Genomic DNA, 19016 nt, shown 5'->3' on the forward strand with positions numbered 1-19016 from the left:
GACTATCTATTAAAAGAAAGTAATGATTTCAATTTACCTGTTAGGTATCGTAATATTGGCATACTTGTTTGGGTCCATACCTACAGCTGTGTGGTTGGGACAGGCATTTTATGGTGTGGATGTGAGGGAATACGGGAGTGGAAATGCCGGAGCGACCAATACCTTTCGAGTATTGGGACCGAAAGCAGGTAGCGCTGTTATGTTTATCGATATTCTTAAAGGCTGGACGGCGACTAATCTGCCCCATTTATTAGATCCTACTATTGTAGGCATGCCGGAAGCACCTCAATTTGTCAACTTTCAACTGGCTTTAGGTGTAATTGCTGTATTAGGTCATTTATTTCCCATTTTTGCAGGTTTCAGAGGCGGTAAAGGTGTTGCCACCTTATTCGGAATGGTGTTGGCTATTCATTTGCCTGCCGCTTTATGTTGTGTGAGTGTATTTATTCTAACCTTACTGATCACACACTATGTATCGTTGAGTTCTATACTTGCCGGCTTTACATTTCCTTTTAGTATTGCCTTTATTTTTCATACGTCAGTGCCTTCTGTTTTATTGTATGGAATAGCCATATGCGCACTTATTCTGATTACCCATCAGAAAAATATTGAACGGCTTCTCAAGGGGCATGAATCCAAAATCTATTTGTTCAAGAAAAAAAACAAGACTTGATTTTAGGCACAAGAATTGAGAAGTATTTCTGTAAACAAACACGCCATGAATAATCTATACAAATATACAAGCATGCTGCTGGTCGGTGCTACACTTGCAGGGTGCTCTACTGTACCTTTGACCGGACGCAGACAATTAAGTCTTGTCAGCGATAGTCAGGTGGAACAGCAGGCTGCTGCTTCCTATAAAGAATTTTTAGGCTCAGCTTCTACAAAAGTAATTACCGGAACAGCTAATGCAGCATTGGTTAAAAAAGTTGGAAACAATATTGCTGCAGCTGTAAATACCTACCTGACCTCTCAGGGAATAGCAAATCAGTATAATTTCAACTGGGAATTTAATCTTATTCAAAGTGATGAGGTCAATGCCTGGTGTATGCCTGGTGGTAAAGTGGCTGTTTATACAGGTATCCTGCCTATCACTGTCAATGAAGCCGGATTGGCTACTGTAATGGGACACGAAATTGCCCATGCAATTGCTAAACACTCCAGCGAACAGATGAGTAATCAGATACTGCTGCAGACTGGCGGACAGGTTGTAGGAGCAGCTACTTCAGGTAAGAGTGCGATTGTACAGAATGTTGTAGGTACATTGTATGGTGTAGGCGGACAGTTGGGGATGCTGAAGTATTCCAGAAGTAATGAATCTGAAGCTGATCGTTTGGGATTGATATTTATGGCGATGGCCGGATATGATCCGCAGACTGCAGTCGGATTTTGGGAAAGAATGTCAAATGGAAAGGGACCGGGTACTCCTGAGTTTATGAGTACACACCCCAGCGATGCCAGACGTATTTCAGATATACAAAAACTGCTGCCTGAGGCAAACAAATATTATAAGAAACAAAGAGTACTTAAATTATAAAAAAAAGCCGTCAACTGACGGCTTTTTTTGTAGCTTTTTCTATCCGAAAACCGTTTTAAGAGTATAATAAATAATAAATGTTATGATAAAATTTTTTAAAGTGTTAATGATATTGATTTCATTAGGAACTGCAAGTGTATATGCACAGCAATCTGTAAACTCTTCTGTAAGTATGTTTCCGAAAGCTGAGAAAGGACAGGTACAATATATCATTGATGTACCCCATTCTGATAAGGATAATTTAAAGAAAATAGAATTTTTTGCTGGAAAAATTATGGAAACTGACGGATGTAACAGCTACGGTTTAGCTGGTCAGTTTGAAGAAAAGGATTTACAGGGCTGGGGCTACAACTATTATGTATTCACTACAAACGGAAGTGTTCGCAGCACTATGATGGCTTGTCCGGATGCTAAGAAAATTCAGCAGTTTGTTTATTCTGAAGGTAAACTTGCACGCTACAACGGAAGATTGCCAATCGTAATCTATGCTCCGGAAGGATACGAGATCAGATATAAGATTTATACAACAAATGATGAGACATTTGTCGGAAAAACAGTGAAATAAGCTATTCTTTTTCAGGTAAAGAATTAATGGGCTGTATCAAATCTTTGATACAGCCCATTTTTTTGAAGAACCTCACTCTAACCCTTCCGACGAGTCGGAACAGGTTCTCCATCAACGGAGAGGTAATTAGTTCTGCAGGAATGCCGTTCTAACTATTCTCTCCTTTCGAAGGAGAGATGCCCGGAGGGAAGAGAGGTTGAAGATAGAAGTTTTGCAAAGAACCTTGTATCTATAAACGACAGAAGCCTGATCGTCAACGACCAGGCTTCTGCAAACTATAAGAACTATTAATTGTTTAATGGGCACTTAGATTTTTAGCCTTTTCTTCATCAAAATTAGCTTCAAGTTCGGCTAATTTTTTCTTGCCATATGCCATACGAGTGATGACCACAAATAACACAGGAACGATAAATATAGCTAAGAATGTAGCTGCAGCCATACCTCCGAATACTGTCCATCCAATCGTCTGACGTGATACAGCACCGGCACCAGTGGAAAGCATCAACGGGATAATACCCAGAATAAATGCAAGTGATGTCATGATGATAGGGCGTAAACGCAGTTTGACTGCATCTAATGTCGCTTCGATCAGATTCATACCGATATCTACACGCTCTTTGGCAAACTCCACGATCAGAATCGCATTTTTCGCAGCAAGACCGATAATCGTGACGAGACCAATCTGAGCAAAGATATTGTTATCCAGTCTCGGGATCAGAATCAATGTCAGGATCGCTCCGAATACCCCCAGAGGTACAGAAAGAAGGATGGAGAATGGTACTGACCAGCTTTCGTATAAGGATGCCAGAAGCAAGAATACAAAGAGTATACAGAGTGCAAAGATCATAATCGTCTGTGATCCCGATTGTTTTTCCTGCAAACTAAGACCCGAGAACTGATAGTCATAACCGTTAGGCAATGTCTGTGCAGCTACTTCCTCCAATGCTTTTAACGCATCACCCGAGCTATAGCCCGGAGCAGCACTACCCGATACCTCGATACTTCTGAAGATATTGTAGTGATTGACGATCGATGGACTGGTTGTCAGTTCATAACTGACTAATGTAGCCATCGGTACAGAAGATCCGGCTGCATTTCGAACATACAGTTTGTTGATATCTTCTATTCCCATACGATATGCTGTATCCGCCTGTGTAACGACACGGAAGTTACGGCCATATTTCGTAAAATCGTTGACATAACTACTACCAAGATAAGCAGCTATAGTCGAATAGATATTGGAAACAGGAACTCCCATTCTTTTTGCCTGTTCACGATTTACGTGCAGTTTATAGTTAGGGGAGTTCGAACTGAACAGGGTATAGGCCATACCGATCTCAGGACGCTGATTAGCAGCGGCCAAGAATTTACCTACTACACCTTCAAATTCTTTGATATCTACCGTCTGCTGATCTAACAACATCATAGAGAAACCTCCGGATGTACCAAGACCCGGAATAGCAGGAGGCGTTACTGCCAGAATACGGGCTTTTTGATAAGCCATATATTTTTGCATAATAGCACCTGTAATCTCTGCTGCTGTACGCTTACGGTCATTCCAGTGTTTCAATGAAACGAAGAGCGTTGCTCCATTTGGTTTAAATGCACGATTAAGGATATTGATACCCGAAATAGTCGTTACGTGATTGATTTCAGGGAAATCTTTCTTTAAGTCCGCTTCCAGTTCGTCGAGGACCTCATTTGTACGGGCAGAAGAAGCTCCTTCAGGCAATGTAACTCCGGCAAAGAACATACCTCCGTCCTCGGAAGGAATAAATCCTGTAGGTTTGGCATTGAACATCCATCCTGTGCCGACAAAAATACATAACAGAATAATCAGTACCAGAGGAGCCTTACGGATACATTGCTGTACACCTTTGGAATATCTGTTTGTGACTTTTTCAAACCATACGTTAAATTTGAAGAAAAACTTATTCAGTCCTCTGGCTTCTTTATTAACGGATGTTGGTCTCAGCATCAGTGAACAAAGGGCAGGAGTAAGGGTAAGTGCTATAAAAGCCGATAACATTACAGATACGGCAATTGTAATGGCAAACTGTTGGTAAAGTTTACCCACCATGCCTGGGATAAATCCTACAGGAACGAATACTGCAGAAAGAATCAGCGCAATTGCAATAACTGGGGCTGTAATGTCTTTCATCGCCCGGCGGGTAGCTTCTTTAGCATCAAGCTTATAATGATCTATATAATGCTGGACAGCTTCCACGACGACGATGGCATCATCCACTACGATACCAATTGCGAGTACGAATGCAAGCATCGTCAGGTTATTGATAGAGAATCCAAACAGTAAGAAGAATATAAATGTTCCTACAATAGAAACCGGGATAGCCAGTACAGGGATTAATGTTGCTCTCCAGCTCTGCAGGAAGAAGAACACCACTACCGTTACCAGTAATAAGGCTTCTAAAAGGGTATGGATAACCGATTCTATAGATGCATTTACAACCGAAATGGTTTCATAACCAACAACATAATCTACATCATCCGGAAATGATTTTTTCAATTGTTCCAGTGCTTTGTAGATACCATCGGCTGTTTCTACCGCATTACCTCCAGGAGTCTGATTGATCATCATACCTGTAGATACCATGCCGTCAGTCTTGGTAGAAGTGCTGTAAGAGAATTGTCCCAGCTCTACACGGGCCACGTCTTTCAACAATACGATAGATCCGTCAGTATTGGCTTTTACAATAATATCTTCAAAATCTTCTACATTGGAAAGGTCTCCATCTGTCAGGATAGGGTATTCGAATACAGTAGAAGATTCCTGCGGACGTCCACCCACACTACCTCCCGGCATCCGTATATTCTGTTCCTGAATAGCATTTGATACATCTGCAGGTGTAAGTCCAAGGTTTGACAGTTTGTTTGCATCTAACCATACCCGCATAGAGAATGGCTGTCCGAATACTGTCGCATCACCGACACCTTTGACACGCATAATCGCATCTTTGATATAGAGGTTGATATAGTTGGATAGAAACTTATCATCTCTTGTTCCTTTAGGAGAAACTAAGGAAACGAGCATGAGGATATCTGTATTTGCTTTACGTGTAGTCACACCCAGACGTCTTACCGCTTCCGGTAATGACGGTTCAGCAATACCTACACGGTTTTGAACGTCAAGCGTAGCAATATCAATATCTGTACCTACTTCAAAGGTTACAGTGATCTGAGACTGACCATTGGAAGTACTGTTTGAGGACATATAGATCATCCCCGGGGTACCGTTGATCTGACTCTCAATAGGAGTAGTCACCGTTTGTTCTACAGTCTGTGCATCGGCACCTGTATAGTTAGCCGTAACAGATACTGTCGGAGGAGCAATGGAAGGGTATTGACTTATCGGCAGTGTGGCAACGGATATCGTTCCCAGAATCGTAATCAATATTGATATTACGATTGCCGTTATGGGTCTTTTTATAAAAACTTCTGAAATCATATATTAATCGTTAAATGAGGATCGTATTACCCTTTTTTAGGAGCTGCACCATTCTCTGTTCCTTTACTTTCAGTTACTTTAACACCGGGCTGGAGATTCATCACTCCTTCAACAATTACTTTATCACCCGGAGTAATTCCTTTTTTGATTACAATTCGGTCACCGATCTTGGTTCCCAGTTCGACATGACGAATCTCAGCTTTACTGCTGTCACCTACTACGTATACATTGAAGACTCCCAGTTGTTCCATTACTGCTTTGTAAGGGACAACAAGCTCGTTGCTGGCAGATTCCTGTTTGATGCTCAGTGTCAGGTTCATACCGGCTACCAGGCTTCTGTTGACATTGTTAAATGCAGCACGTACTTTTAATGTTCCTGTATTCGGATCGATAGCACGGTCAACTGTGTGAATGGTTCCATGTTCAGGATATTCAGTTCCATCTGGCAAGGTTAATGAAATAGCGGATGATTTGTGGCTGTTTCTGAGTGCTGTGAATTTGCTGATATCTTTTTCATTTACCTGAATTTCTACTGCGATAGGATCATTAGATGAGATTGTATTCATTAATGTAGTTCCTGCTGAAACCAATGCTCCTGCACGTACCTGTGAGATGCCTACTGTTCCTGCAAAAGGAGCTCTGATCACTGATCTTGCCAGGTTTGTATTAGCTGTTGTCAACGCAGCTTTTGCAGAAGCCACCTGCGCTTGTTGATTAGCCAGGTCTGTCTTTGCATAGTCTAATGTCTGTTTAGCGATCGCATCCTGCTGAGCAAGTTTTTCGTAGCGCTTCAAATCAGTCTGTACACGGTCATAATTGGCCTGCGCAATATTCAGATTCGCTTTTGCCTGATCTACTGCGGCAGTATAGCGTATACCGTCAATTTCATATAATTTCTGTCCTTTTGAAACAACAGCTCCATCAGCAACATATATATTAGTGATATAACCATTAACTTCCGCACGTAGTTCTGTTTCATTCAATGCGACGACAGAAGCCGGATAAGTAATATTACCTGTTACAATTTCTTCGTTAACAACAGCTGTAGTAACCGGAACTACCCGTTCAGCAGGTGCCTGCGCAGCGCCTTGCTGTTTAGCATCCTTATTCCCACATGATTGCCACACAAGTGCAGAACCAATAAAAAATGCCGTTAATAAATGTCTCTTATTCATGATATTGTCGATTTCTTAAGTGATTAATTCGTTTGTATATTTCCCAATGCTTTTTGAACATCCAGTTTGCTGGACAATAATGCATACAAGGCATTCAGATAGTTTAGCTGACTTGTTTTTAAATCAGTCTCTGCTGTCATCAGATCCAGATAAGTCTTGATCCCTTCATCATATTGAAGTTTGATAGTGTTATAGACTTCTTTGGACAGATCCACATTGTCTTTTGATGTTTTCCAATCACTCAGATTTGCATTATAAGAAGCCTGAGCAAGTGAATATTCAGTGCTGATCTGATTGTTCAGATTCTGAATATCCCAGTCTATTCTTGCTTCCTGAAGTTGGGATTTATTGATCTGATTTTTTCTCTTAAATCCCTGAAAAATAGGGAAAGTCAGATTAAGACCTACAGTAGATCTCGGGAAGCTGTCATTGTAAAGGTCTCCGAATTTATCATTACGGTAATCAAGTCCGTAATTAATAAATGCACTAAGACTAGGCAGATATGTCCATTTGTAGTATTGCGTATTTAGCTGTTGCAGTTTTTTCGCAGTTTCTAATTGTTGGAATTCTATCCGCTTACTGTTATCCAGTCCGCCTGTTGTATCTAAAAGTATTTCAGTTTCCATATTCGCATTGTCAAATGACAGCGTCAACGGATCTTTTATATCCAAAGCCAGAAGTTGCTTCAGGTAGTCATACTTATATTTACGCAGTTCCACTGTTCTTTTTTCATCCGCTCTTGCATTACTCAACGCAATCTGTGCACGTTTGAAGTCCGTCTTATCCACCAGCCCTACTTCGTATCTCACTTGTGCATCCTTCAATTGTTTGTCCAGTCTGATGATATTTTCCCTGACAATGTTGATTTGTTCTTCACTTGTCAGAATATCATAATAAGCTTTACTGACGTCGACTACAGTATTGATCCGTACATTCTCTGTATTCTGTTTATTAGAGAGTCTGGTCAGTTCAGCTGCTTTAGACGCTTGCATAAGGGCAGGATTCAGTAATTGCTGATCAGCCTGAAGTGTCAGGTTGCTTGAGTTTTTCTGTCCCATGACAACAGTTTGCCCGCCAAAAGCATTGGTAGGTATCTTAAGATTATGATTATAATTACCTGTCAATGCCAACTGAGGATACCATCCGGAAAGAGAGATGTCAATATCTTTCTCGCCGATGGCTTCATCTATTTCGGCTTGTTTGATAGAAATTTTGTTCTGCAAAGCATAATCTATAAGCTGTTGCAGCGTAGCCTTTTGAGGTACTTGCTGTGCAAACGCCCAGTTGAAAAGGGCAGTGGTGGCTAGGATGGATAATATAATTTTATTGGACTTCATATTTATTTTCATTTGAAACACCATCCCAAACAATCTGGATCAGTTGGTCGTAATGTGTCTCTGTGTAATTTACTTTTGCGTATAGTATGATTCTGATAGTAGATGTAGCGACTCCAATGTATGAGGTTAATAATATGTTGATATCTAAATCCTTAAGCTGTTTCAGTTTAATTCCTTCAACAAGGAAATCATGTATATTGTTTTCACTAATAGCACTATGTCGGAATTTTTCTTTAATATTCTCCATGTAAGGGGAGGAATAGAACTGCTCAAGAAAGCCAAACATATCTGGTTGCATTAACCCGTAATGGATAAACCGCTTCCAAATGGTAAAAAATTTTTCTTTGTAATCTTTAATCTCGCTAATATTTTCAAAGATGCGTGCATTCAAAAACTTTTTACATTCCAGATGAAGCTCTTCTATCAGACAGTCCTTAGATGGAAAGTAATGATAGATGGTACCTGTAGCAACCTGTGCCGATTTTGCAATCATACTCATAGAGGTGCCATGGAATCCATGCTCACCAATAAGTGCTATAGTCGTATTGAAGATAGCAGCCTTTTTTTCATTTATATCTCTAAACCGAACGTTCATTCGGTTGCAAATGTAGATAAAATTAAGTTCAAAAAGTGTCAAAATAATGTTATAAAGAACATCTTTAAGAGAATTTAAGATTTCTTAACAATTTCTTTATTTGTAGGCCAATTGTAACGTTTTGGCTGTTTTTGAAATAGTGGTAAGTGTTAATTGTCACTTTTTGACATAAAGCAACCGGGGACTCAAAAATATTTCAAAAAAAGATTTGGAGTGAATTGAAATAAGCTGTACCTTTGCAGTATCATAATTTAGGTTTATAATTGGTTAGTAAAGGTTTCCACTCTCCCCGTTTGGAAACCTTTTTTTATGCCCTTAATTTACCCAAAACCTATTCTTAATGACTGAGATTAGCCCCCCGTTTCATACCATCTTATTCTTCGTTTTTTATTCTTCATCAGCATTCCGGTACTATATGTTTTGTATTTAGCTTTGAGTTAAGAAGCAGAGGGGGATTGCTTTAGGATATATTAAATTAAATGTATATATGGTATTCATCTATAAGGTATATTTGGAGGGTTATTATAAACGTATTATTTAATCTGATCTGAAATTGAAACGAGAGATTCTATTTAAAGATGTAACTGAGCTAAAGGTGAAAGGGAAAAACAGGTGTTCTGCTTTATTACTTGTAGTACTACTAGCATTGTTTGTAAGTTGTAAACAAGAGGATAAATTTGATTTGCTGAGTGTGTCCTTTCCGGTTAAAAAAGAGCTGCTGAATAGTATGGGAGTCGAGACTAAGGATTATAATACGCATCTGGACGGGGAGATCAGAAAATTCAGTTCTGAAAAAGATTCGGTTTTAATTTTTGGTAATATAAAATTATCCGGAAATATCAGTAGATACAATAAAGACCTTTTTTTTGCCAATTATGTAGAGTTTTTCGAAGATCCTGTTCAAAAAAATATAGGCGCATATCAGGTCAATATTCATACAACCGAGGAAACTAAAGCGCTGGAAGAGTTTATGGCAGCACACTTTGGTAAAACTGATTTTTATTACAAGGACCAAAAAATAAGCTGTCGTGTCTGGGAAGCAGATAAGCGTATATTCTTCTTTGGGGTAATGGAGGATCAGCATAGTCCGGATTTTTCCAATAGACTGCATAGCACCTGTTTGCTTTTTGTCATTGCTAATTCGAATAAGGAATTAATGAAGGAATCACCTGCAGGAAGTTACTTTAAGTTTTATAAGGATTACCTGGACAAAAAGGAATCTACTAAACAACAAGCCGAGGTTTATACATATAGTGATTTCGTGCGTGATAGTGGAAATGAAACTATTTATACAACCAATTATGTGGGAGATAAATTAGCACAAATAAACAATTTGTTATAAGCACTTTGTGTCAGTTTTCATAATAGGATCAATGCGGATGCTGGTGTTTGCATTGTGCATTACAGCGCATTACATGTCATATTACTATTTACAGTTTTGAAGGTTCGTCCGAACCTCTTCCTGACTGTATTTTTCGGTCTCCTGAACAAATGTTGTCGTGATATAGGTCAGAATATAGGCTATATCAACCTCTGTGAGTTCAGGTACTCCCGGCATTTTTTCATTAAATGTTTCTCCGTTAATCTGTATTGGTCCGGAGATACCGTTTTTTATAATACAGGGCAGTATGTTGCGGTTGTCTTTGAAATATTTGGCGTCTGTAAGGGGTGGATACAGCTTTCCAAGTCCTTCTCCTTTTGCCCCGTGACAATTCTGACAGTGCGTTGTATATAGTTTTTGACCATTGACGGCATATTGAGCTGTCTGAATGCTGACATTAGGTTGACAGGCATTCAACAGACTGATAAGATAGACTGCCGCTAAACAGCTCAATATGGTCAAAAATTTCATGTTACTTGTATTCTTTGAATAAGATCTCCAGATCTTTTAATAATTTGTCTACCTGTTCTGAATCTGTACCGTCATAAGCACCACGGATACGTTTATCCTTATCCACGATCACCAGATATCCCTGATGGTCATATCCTCCCGGTACATTGCTGTCTTCTTTGGCAAACACAAGGTAATCATTAGCAATCCCATATATGTCTGCTTTAGACCCGTTAACGAATTGCCACTGATCATTTGTGACTCCCAGTTTATTAGCATATGCTTTTAATATGTACGGATGATCATATTTGAAATCAATACTGTGGGAAAGAAATGCTATACGTTCATCTCCTTTATATTTTTCATATACTTTCAATAAGTTACGCTGCATAGTAGGGCAGATGCTCGGGCAATGTGTAAAGAAAAAGTTGGCAATATATATTTTATTGTCAAAATTCTTATCTGTTATCAGCACACTGTCCTGATTGAGAAAACTGAATGCAGGAATAGTATGATATGCTGTATCAATAACGACTTTACCATCTACGTTTTTTTCCACAGCTTCTCTGTCTCCGTAGATCGGAAGCCTTGTATCATTACCTGAACAAGAGGAAAGAAAAATACCGGCAGCGAGTGTCAATATATATAGTAATCTCATAGTTGTTTAGTATTTGCCTAATATGGTTTTGCTTTCTGCAGATACATCGGTAAATAGTTTTTTCATTGTATTTACTTTGTCCAGCTCTTTTTGCTGATACTCCACGCTTGCGCTATCAACTGCATAGCCCATCATCCAGTCTTCCATAGAGCCGGTTGCCTGTTCCAATTTTGACTTGAGCGCCGATAATTCAGTTCGTGCTGCAGCGGTATCAAGTGCAGTATTTTTAGCTTTTAATGCTGCAATATTGGTCAGTATAGAATCTATACGGACAGTATTTTTATCAAAAGTGGAAATCTGCGGCATGATCTCATCATGTATAGCGATAGCTTCTTTTTTTATTGTTTCGATGTCACCACCTTTCTTTTGATCTCCTGAATTCTGACATGAGATAGCAAAAGCTGATCCTGCTAATAATAAATAGGCCAAATTTTTCATATACATTATTTTTAGTTTATGGAATTAATATTTATTTCTGAAGTGTTTATTTCTTCCGTTGAAGGAGTATGCGGGGATTCATGAAGGAGATTGCGAATGTATATCTCATTATTGGAAACGGCGCATAGATTACGGTGTTTGTCATAGATTTCTATGGTGAATATTTTGACAATCTTACCTTCATTCTGAATAGAACGAAGAGCGTCACTGATATCGTCCTGAGAGATACGTATGGATATATACAGATTACCGTCTCCCGGTTTTTTATATTCTATACGTGCAGATTTAACCCATACTACTGTCTTTTTATATCCTTTTGCCTTGAATATCTGATCGATGAGAAGGGGGTGTAATGGATCTGTAGCTGAAAATATGGTGCCTCCGAATATTGTTCTGTTACCGTTAATATTAAATAGGCTTCTGAATATCTTGACATCTGCTCCGCTATAGTCCGGAAGGATCTTTTGTATCCAGATCCGCTGGAATAGAAAAGGCGGATAGCTACGGAGTATCCATTTGAGCATATTGGGACGCAATGTCAGCATAGTATTTACAAAAATAGCACAAAAATGAGAGGAAGGCGAACTTATGGGGAATATCTTGCATTAAAATGAAAACTATATTAAATTCGCTTTTCTAAATTAACCAAACCATGTCTGAACTACAGCAAAGTGTGCTCCCCAATAAACGTGTCTGGATTATTGTTTTCGTTGCTGCCTTAGGGTATTTTGTCGATATCTATGATCTGATTATTTTTTCTATAGTTCGGATACAGTCTTTTGGAGATATTGGAGTTGCAGAGGCTGATATGCGAAGTAAAGGCGAATTTGTGTTGAACATGCAAATGGGAGGACTGTTGATCGGAGGAGTGATCTGGGGTGTGATTGGTGATAAGTACGGACGCCTGAAAGTACTTTTCGGTTCTATTTTACTCTATTCTGTTGCCAATATTACCAATGGATTTGTTCATGATGTGACGACATACGGAATTATTCGTTTTATTGCCGGCATTGGTTTAGCCGGAGAGCTGGGAGCAGGTATTACTCTGGTAAGTGAGAGTATGAGTAAAGAGAAAAGAGGATACGGGACCATGATCGTGGCGGGAGTAGGAGTGCTGGGGGCTATATTGGCTTACTTTGTAGCAGAATTATTTGATTGGCGTACCGCTTATTTTGTAGGGGGAGGAATGGGATTACTATTACTGCTGTTGCGTGTTGGCGTATTTGAATCAGGGTTGTTTCATAATATGAGTAATGCGAATGTACAGAAAGGACAGCTTCGGATGTTGTTCAACAATGCTGCACGTTTCAAGCGGTATTTGTATTGTATGTGTATCGGGCTTCCGATCTGGTTTGTTGTAGGCGTACTGGTTACACAGTCTCCCGAAATCGGCAAGGCACTGGGTGCTCCGGTCGTATTGAGTGCAGGAAAGGGGGTTATGTTTACGTATCTGGGAATATCACTTGGCGATTTTATTGCAGGCTTATTGGCTCAGTGGCTTAAATCCCGTAAAAAGGTGGTTTTCATATGTCAGATTCTTATCATTATAAGTTCGTGCTGGTATCTGAATAGTGAGGGGCTGACTGAACCTGCTTTTCTCGCGTTAGCCTTTCTGATGGGATTAGGTGTAGGCTACTGGGCAACTTTTGTTACGATAGCGGCTGAACAGTTTGGAACTAATCTGAGAGCTACAGTAGCCACGACAGCACCGAACTTTGTCAGGGGCGCTCTTATTCCGTCTACCTTGCTCTATGGATATTTTGTTGATATATGGGGCATCGTTACAGCAGCTCTGATCATGGTATTTCTCCTTTCAGGAATTGCCATATTTGCACTGACGCAATTAAAAGAAAGCTTTTCCAGAGATCTGGATTATATTGAGGAATAACCCATTATCTTTTGGGACATTTCTTGCACCTGCTGCCTCTTTTATATTTTTTGCAGCACTTTTTGAATACACAGCAGGAAAATCCTGCTGTCGGATTTAATCTTTTATGAAGATCCTCCATCTGTAATTCCGGGGCACATAAATCAAGCATTATTTGATTTTCTCGATCAATCATGCTGCAAAGATAAATATTGTTTAGATTTGTTATAAATAATATTTTAAAATATGACAATTCAGCGAGTTAGGCGGTATTGTCTGATTTTTTTTATGTATGTTGTAACAAAATGTATAATTACGATACCAATTGAATATTAACAGTTAACTGCTTTATGAATTTATTAATCCAAGATCTTAGTAAAACTTATTCTAACGGCGTAAAAGCGCTGGATCATGTCAATCTGGAGATTACTCCCGGAATGTTTGGACTGCTTGGTCCGAATGGTGCGGGTAAATCCTCCCTGATGCGTACTATTGCTACTTTACAAAAACCGGATTCGGGAAGTATTCAGTTTGATCATATTAATGTGCTGGAGAATCAAATGGAACTGCGCAAGGTATTAGGATATCTTCCTCAGGAATTCGGCGTTTATCCTAATCTGTCAGCTCAGGAACTCTTACAATATTTTGCCCGTCTTAAGGGAATTTCTTCAGGTGCTGACCGTGAAAAAATTATCAAGCGGGTGCTAGAAGTTACTAATTTGTGGGATGTGCGTAATAAGAGTGTAAGCGGGTATTCAGGAGGTATGAAACAGCGCTTCGGCATTGCTCAGTTATTGCTCAATGATCCGAAACTAATTATTGTAGACGAACCGACAGCAGGTCTGGATCCGGCTGAACGTCATCGTTTTCTGAATGTACTCCGTGAAATCGGAACGAATCATACCGTAATTTTCTCCACTCATATAGTGGATGATGTCCGTGAATTATGTCACGAACTGGCCATCCTTAACGGCGGTAAGATTTTGCTTCAGGGCACACCAAAGGATACTATAAGCCAACTTGATGATAAGATCTGGGTGCGTATTATCGGCCGTGAGCAGCTGGACGAATATATTGGTAAGTTTAATGTTATTTCGACCAATTACAATCAGGATAACACTCTTAATATTCGTGTCTATAGTGACAGTGTACCTGACGAAACCTTTGTAAAAGCTCAGGTTCAATTAGAGGATGTCTATTTTGTTGCCCTTAAAAAAGATCAGCGTCATGTTTAGTACTATCTTTAATTTCGAATTTAAACGATGGTTCAAAAATGCTGCTATATATGTTTACATGGCCTTATTTTTTGGACTGGCGTTGCTGATTATGCTGATGTCACTGGGAATATTTGACGGAATCACAGCTACGACTTCATCCAATACCTATATGAACTCTCCGCTGGCGATCAGTGATATGATCAACGGCATGTCTGCCCTGATTTATTTTCTGATCCCGACTATCGTAGGAGCTTCTATATACCGTGACTTTCAGTATAATGTTCATACCATACTGTTCAGTTACCCCTTTACAAAGACAGATTACCTTCTGGGGAAGTTTTTCGGATCCTTGCTAGTGGTTCTGATTGTTGTTCTGTCTTCTACATTAGGAATTATTTTAGCGCAGTATGTGCCGGGGATCAATCAGGAATTGCTGGGGCCTAATCATATTTTTGCCTATTTTCAGACTTATCTCGTACTGATTATTCCAAATCTGATTTTTATAAGTTCTATTATCCTTGTACTGGTCACGCTCACCCGAAATGTGTATGTGGGTTTTGTGGCCGTTCTGATTCTGATGGTGCTGCAGGGAGTGATTCACAACCTGAGCAGCAATGTAGATAATCGTTACTGGGGCGCGCTCCTTGATCCTTTCGGAGAGTCTGCTATCACTTATTACACGCAGTATTGGTCACCCGAAGAGAAGAATGTGAATAATCTTCCTTTTGAAGGAGTTGTTATCTACAACAGATTGATCTGGCTTGGGGTTTCGGCATTGTTTATAGGAGGTTTTTATACTCTATTTTCTTTTTCACAGAGCAGACTTTCTCTGGTAAAGAGTAAGAAGTCTGAACGGGTTACCAAGAATAATTTCGGGAGTATATTCAAAGTTGATCTGCCAAAAGTAAACTATCGTTTTTCCATGGGGCACTACCTGAAAACGACATGGTCCCTTTCTAATTATGATTTCAGGTATATCGTCAAAAATCCGGTATTTCTGATTATTTCTCTGATCGGAATTTTATTTGTGCTTCTGATGGCCTCTACTTTCGGAGAAATATTCGGAACATCCACCTATCCTGTGACCTGGAAAATGGTCATGATACCAGGCTCTACATTCAAATTTTTCATGATGATTCTGACTTTCCTGTTTTCAGGACTGTTGCTTCACCGCGGAGAGATCTCCAGAATGGGAAGTCTGATCGATTCTACTCCTGTTCCTAACTGGACATTGCTCTTGTCCAAAGTCATTGCTATTATCAAGATGCAGCTGTTTCTGATGCTTCTTGTGATCCTGACCTGTATGGCTTATCAGGCCTATTACCAGTACTATAAATTTGAGATCGGACAATATATTATGACCTTGATGGTATTTGGTATGTTAAGCAATATCATCTGGCTTTTTCTGGCTGTATTTATCCATACCTTATTTAAAAGTTATCTGAGTGGTTTTTTTGTACTCCTGATTCTTTATATAGGCTTACCATTCCTTTCCTTTGCAGGAATCGAACAGGATATCTTTAAGTTTAATCAAGGTCCCAATCTGCAATATTCGGATATGGACGGCTTTGGGTTTATTCTGCCATTCCTGACCTACAAGTTTTATTGGTTCCTGTTTGCTATTGTATTGTTGATTCTGGGATTGCTACTTTGGAGAAGGGGAATATTTTCCGGAGCAAGGGAAAGATGGAATATGCTGAAATCCGGTCTGGATATGAGTAAAGGTATTATACTCGCTGTATGTCTGCTTGGATTTTTAAGTATAGGATCTGCGATCTATTACGAGGATAATGTAAAGAATCCGTATTATAAAGCGCTCGATATTGAAAAACAAGCTGTACAGTGGGAAAAGAAATATAAAAAATATCAGTATCGTGCTCAGCCTCGTGTCGTGGACGTAAAGTTTAATCTGGATCTTTTCCCTTCATCCAGATCATTTAAGGCAAAGGCTTCATATGTTCTCAAAAATAAGACAGCCCAGGCAATAGATACGATATTTGTAAATTATAATGATTACGAATATACCTTCAACTGGAATGTACCTGTCAAACTGATTTCAGAAGATGATGTGTATAATTTCAATATCTACAGACTTCAGCAACCTTTGTTACCGGGCGATTCTATTGTGCTGACTTTCGAAACAATGAACAAGCCTAATACCTGGATCCATGAAAATTCACCTGTAAAAGGAAATGGAACTTTTATTAATAATATGATGTTTCCAAGGATAGGTTATTCGGATCAATCCGAACTGGTGGATAATGATATCCGTATCAAATACGGATTGCCGGCTAAAGAAAGGATGGCAAAACCTACTGATCAACGTGCCAGACAGAAAAATTATATCTCTAATGATGCAGACTGGATCCGGTTTGAAGCAACTATAGGTACAGATGAGAATCAGTTAGCTATTGCTCCGGGATATCTGGTGAAAGAATGGACGAAAGATGGCCGTAAATATTACCAGTATAAAATGGACAGTGAAATGCTGAATTTTTATGCATTTAACTCAGCTCGGTATGCGGTAAAAAAGGACAAATGGAAAGATGTCAATCTTGAGATTTATTACCATCAGGGGCATGAATACAATCTGGACCGGATGTTAGCTTCCAGTAAGGCTTCATTAGATTATTACACCCGCGAATATAGTCCGTATCAGCACAGGCAATTGCGCATTATTGAATTTCCACATACCGGAGGTACGTTTGCGCAGTCATTTGCCAATACCATACCTTTTTCAGAGGCTATTGGTTTTATTGCTGATGTAGATGAAAAGAATCATGATGCTGTAGATTATCCTTATGCGGTCACTGCACATGAGATAGCGCACCAGTGGTGGGCACATCAGGTTGTAGGTGCTAATGTACAGGGAGCTACTCTGATGTCCGAAAGTATGTCGGAATATTCTTCCCTGAAAGTACTGGAACAACGATACGGTAAAGGACAGATGCGCAAATTTCTGAAAGATGCACTGGATAATTATCTCAAAGGCCGCAGTGCCGAACGGCTTGGTGAAAACCCTTTGATGTATAATGAGAATCAACAGTATATTCATTATCAGAAAGGTTCACTGGTCTTGTATGCGATGAGCGATTATCTGGGAGAAAGTGTGTTCAACCGGACTGTAAAAGGATATCTGGAGCAGACAGCTTTTCAAAATCCGCCTTATACTACTTCGCTGGAATTTGTAGATCATTTGCGGAAAGCTACTCCGGACTCGCTTCAATATTTAATAAAAGATATGTTCGAGACGATCACTTTCTATGAAAATAAGGTTGAAAATGTATCCACTAAGAAGTTAGCCAATGGAAAATATCAGGTAGATATCGTCTTTCAGGTCGCTAAGTACAGAGTGGACAAAAATGGTAAGCGGATATACGATGACGTCAATCCTGCTGCACAGCCTAAATCCAAAAAAGGAGAGATCCGATCCCTGCCTTTACAGGATTATATTGAGGTGGGTGTATTTGCTGAATCCAAAAAGGATAATAATGACCAGAAGGAATTATATGTGAAGAAGCATAAGATAGGTCAGGTCAATAATAAACTGTCTATCATTGTAAATGAAAAACCAACTGCAGTCGGAATAGATCCGTACAACAAACTGATCGATACCAACTCTGATGACAACAGGAAATCAATTTAAGGATTTAAAAAAAAGCGGCTTAGCCGCTTTTTTTATATTGTTTTTATTTTATGCTTCACCTCCTGACAGATCTCATCTGTCACCATTCGGATAGGTTCCGGATCATCAATATTATTGATGATTACTTTATCACAGAATTCTCTGTAGGGTAATAAATATTCATTATAAGACGGTACGACATGGTTTACCCATTTGTAACGTACATCGTCTTCATCGTATCCGCGTTCTATGAGGTCTCTTCTCAGACGTCTTTCCAGAGCAACAGATTCTTCCGCATCCAGAAATATACGCATATCCAATAAGTCATTGACTTCTGTATAATAGAAGATAAACAGCCCTTCAATAATCAGAATGGGAGCCGGTTTGATCTCCAGCATTTTGGGTGTAAGAGCCGGATTATTGAATGTATACTCTTCTTTAAAAACTGTTTTTCCATCGAAGAGATCTTTGATGTCATTATAAAAAGCGGATCTGTCAATAGAGGTCGGTATATCAAAATTGTACAGTCTGTTTTCTTCCTGAGTCTTTGTATTTGCCGGAATATAGTAATCATCCTGTGAGATGAGTGTGATCTCATCTTTTGAGAAATGCTGCAGGAAACTATTTAAGAAAAATGTTTTACCCGAACCGCTACTTCCTGCGATTCCTATGACGAAGGGTTTGTTATTCATTTATGATACGATA

General features: G+C 39.4%; 16 protein-coding genes. 7 read left to right on the top strand and 9 right to left on the bottom strand.

The genetic code is table 11. The annotated features are described in order from the left end of the window. Positions 1-22: 22 nt before the first annotated feature. From plsY to I6J03_RS16175, 3 genes are all read left to right on the top strand, one after another. Entirely contained in the window at positions 23-673 is a 651-nt protein-coding gene (gene plsY / locus I6J03_RS16165; RefSeq protein WP_003004220.1) for a glycerol-3-phosphate 1-O-acyltransferase PlsY, read from the top strand. A 45-nt stretch (positions 674-718) separates the two neighbouring features. Continuing rightward, a complete protein-coding gene (locus tag I6J03_RS16170) occupies positions 719-1537 on the top strand; it encodes a M48 family metallopeptidase (RefSeq protein WP_003004218.1) in 819 nt (272 codons plus the stop codon). A gap of 82 nt (positions 1538-1619) precedes the next feature. Beyond that, positions 1620-2102, top strand: coding sequence for an ecotin (locus I6J03_RS16175; RefSeq protein WP_003004217.1), 483 nt, complete (start codon positions 1620-1622; stop codon positions 2100-2102). A 295-nt stretch (positions 2103-2397) separates the two neighbouring features. Here the strand turns inward: I6J03_RS16175 and I6J03_RS16180 are convergent, their stop codons facing one another. The 4 genes from I6J03_RS16180 to I6J03_RS16195 are packed head-to-tail and all read right to left on the bottom strand — an operon-like array spanning position 2398 to position 8675. Further along, complete coding sequence (locus I6J03_RS16180; protein ID WP_003004215.1) at positions 2398-5568, bottom strand: efflux RND transporter permease subunit; 3171 nt, start codon at positions 5566-5568, stop codon at positions 2398-2400. A gap of 26 nt (positions 5569-5594) precedes the next feature. After that, on the bottom strand, positions 5595-6743 hold the full coding sequence (locus I6J03_RS16185; protein WP_003004213.1) for an efflux RND transporter periplasmic adaptor subunit: 1149 nt from the start codon (positions 6741-6743) through the stop codon (positions 5595-5597). Between the two features lie 23 nt (positions 6744-6766). Then, complete coding sequence (locus I6J03_RS16190) at positions 6767-8080, bottom strand: TolC family protein (RefSeq protein ID WP_232279630.1); 1314 nt, start codon at positions 8078-8080, stop codon at positions 6767-6769. Beyond that, positions 8067-8675 (bottom strand): TetR/AcrR family transcriptional regulator, encoded by a 609-nt coding sequence (locus I6J03_RS16195; protein ID WP_003004208.1) that lies wholly within the window; start codon positions 8673-8675, stop codon positions 8067-8069. The genes I6J03_RS16190 and I6J03_RS16195 overlap by 14 nt, the downstream gene beginning before the upstream one ends. Positions 8676-9228: 553 nt before the next feature. Here I6J03_RS16195 and I6J03_RS16200 point away from each other — a divergent pair. Further along, positions 9229-10017 (top strand): hypothetical protein, encoded by a 789-nt coding sequence (locus tag I6J03_RS16200; protein WP_003004206.1) that lies wholly within the window; start codon positions 9229-9231, stop codon positions 10015-10017. An 84-nt stretch (positions 10018-10101) separates the two neighbouring features. Here I6J03_RS16200 and I6J03_RS16205 read toward each other — a convergent pair whose 3' ends face one another. From I6J03_RS16205 to I6J03_RS16220, 4 genes are read right to left on the bottom strand one after another with little or no spacing between them, the layout of a single operon-like run. Continuing rightward, positions 10102-10527, bottom strand: coding sequence for a c-type cytochrome (locus I6J03_RS16205; RefSeq protein WP_003004204.1), 426 nt, complete (start codon positions 10525-10527; stop codon positions 10102-10104). A gap of 1 nt (position 10528) precedes the next feature. Continuing rightward, positions 10529-11164, bottom strand: coding sequence for an SCO family protein (locus I6J03_RS16210; protein WP_003004203.1), 636 nt, complete (start codon positions 11162-11164; stop codon positions 10529-10531). 6 nt (positions 11165-11170) lie between these two features. Further along, entirely contained in the window at positions 11171-11602 is a 432-nt protein-coding gene (locus I6J03_RS16215; protein ID WP_232279629.1) for a transposase, read from the bottom strand. Between the two features lie 11 nt (positions 11603-11613). Continuing rightward, positions 11614-12147, bottom strand: a complete 534-nt coding sequence (locus I6J03_RS16220; RefSeq protein WP_050767767.1) for a DUF4442 domain-containing protein — start codon at positions 12145-12147, stop codon at positions 11614-11616. Positions 12148-12254: 107 nt separating this feature from the next. On the opposite strand from I6J03_RS16220, the gene I6J03_RS16225 reads away from it, so the two are divergent. From I6J03_RS16225 to I6J03_RS16235, 3 genes are all read left to right on the top strand, one after another. After that, positions 12255-13490: an MFS transporter gene (locus I6J03_RS16225; RefSeq protein ID WP_003004196.1), complete on the top strand. Its 1236-nt coding sequence runs from the start codon at positions 12255-12257 to the stop codon at positions 13488-13490. A 329-nt stretch (positions 13491-13819) separates the two neighbouring features. Next, a complete protein-coding gene (locus tag I6J03_RS16230) occupies positions 13820-14704 on the top strand; it encodes an ABC transporter ATP-binding protein (protein WP_003004194.1) in 885 nt (294 codons plus the stop codon). Further along, positions 14697-18332 carry an ABC transporter permease/M1 family aminopeptidase gene (locus tag I6J03_RS16235; RefSeq protein WP_201693815.1) on the top strand — a complete coding sequence of 1212 codons (3636 nt, stop codon included), beginning with the start codon at positions 14697-14699 and terminating at the stop codon, positions 18330-18332. The genes I6J03_RS16230 and I6J03_RS16235 overlap by 8 nt, the downstream gene beginning before the upstream one ends. A 32-nt stretch (positions 18333-18364) precedes the next feature. Here I6J03_RS16235 and I6J03_RS16240 read toward each other — a convergent pair whose 3' ends face one another. Then, the gene (locus I6J03_RS16240) at positions 18365-19003 is read right to left on the bottom strand and encodes a uridine kinase family protein (RefSeq protein WP_003004185.1); all 639 of its coding nucleotides are present in this window, start codon (positions 19001-19003) and stop codon (positions 18365-18367) included. Between the last annotated feature and the right edge of the window lie 13 nt (positions 19004-19016).

This window comes from Sphingobacterium spiritivorum (assembly GCF_016724845.1).
GTDB classification, from domain to species: Bacteria; Bacteroidota; Bacteroidia; order Sphingobacteriales; family Sphingobacteriaceae; genus Sphingobacterium; species Sphingobacterium spiritivorum_A.

What these genes read in the sequence shown, in the direction of transcription:
- plsY (WP_003004220.1), top strand. Translation starts at nt 23, where the DNA reads ATGATTTCAATTTACCTGTTAGGTATCGTAATATTGGCATACTTGTTT.
- I6J03_RS16170 (WP_003004218.1), top strand. Translation starts at nt 719, where the DNA reads ATGAATAATCTATACAAATATACAAGCATGCTGCTGGTCGGTGCTACA.
- I6J03_RS16175 (WP_003004217.1), top strand. Translation starts at nt 1,620, where the DNA reads ATGATAAAATTTTTTAAAGTGTTAATGATATTGATTTCATTAGGAACT.
- I6J03_RS16180 (WP_003004215.1), bottom strand. Translation starts at nt 5,568, where the DNA reads ATGATTTCAGAAGTTTTTATAAAAAGACCCATAACGGCAATCGTAATA.
- I6J03_RS16185 (WP_003004213.1), bottom strand. Translation starts at nt 6,743, where the DNA reads ATGAATAAGAGACATTTATTAACGGCATTTTTTATTGGTTCTGCACTT.
- I6J03_RS16190 (WP_232279630.1), bottom strand. Translation starts at nt 8,080, where the DNA reads ATGAAGTCCAATAAAATTATATTATCCATCCTAGCCACCACTGCCCTT.
- I6J03_RS16195 (WP_003004208.1), bottom strand. Translation starts at nt 8,675, where the DNA reads ATGAACGTTCGGTTTAGAGATATAAATGAAAAAAAGGCTGCTATCTTC.
- I6J03_RS16205 (WP_003004204.1), bottom strand. Translation starts at nt 10,527, where the DNA reads ATGAAATTTTTGACCATATTGAGCTGTTTAGCGGCAGTCTATCTTATC.
- I6J03_RS16210 (WP_003004203.1), bottom strand. Translation starts at nt 11,164, where the DNA reads ATGAGATTACTATATATATTGACACTCGCTGCCGGTATTTTTCTTTCC.
- I6J03_RS16215 (WP_232279629.1), bottom strand. Translation starts at nt 11,602, where the DNA reads ATGAAAAATTTGGCCTATTTATTATTAGCAGGATCAGCTTTTGCTATC.
- I6J03_RS16220 (WP_050767767.1), bottom strand. Translation starts at nt 12,147, where the DNA reads ATGCTGACATTGCGTCCCAATATGCTCAAATGGATACTCCGTAGCTAT.
- I6J03_RS16225 (WP_003004196.1), top strand. Translation starts at nt 12,255, where the DNA reads ATGTCTGAACTACAGCAAAGTGTGCTCCCCAATAAACGTGTCTGGATT.
- I6J03_RS16230 (WP_003004194.1), top strand. Translation starts at nt 13,820, where the DNA reads ATGAATTTATTAATCCAAGATCTTAGTAAAACTTATTCTAACGGCGTA.
- I6J03_RS16235 (WP_201693815.1), top strand. Translation starts at nt 14,697, where the DNA reads ATGTTTAGTACTATCTTTAATTTCGAATTTAAACGATGGTTCAAAAAT.
- I6J03_RS16240 (WP_003004185.1), bottom strand. Translation starts at nt 19,003, where the DNA reads ATGAATAACAAACCCTTCGTCATAGGAATCGCAGGAAGTAGCGGTTCG.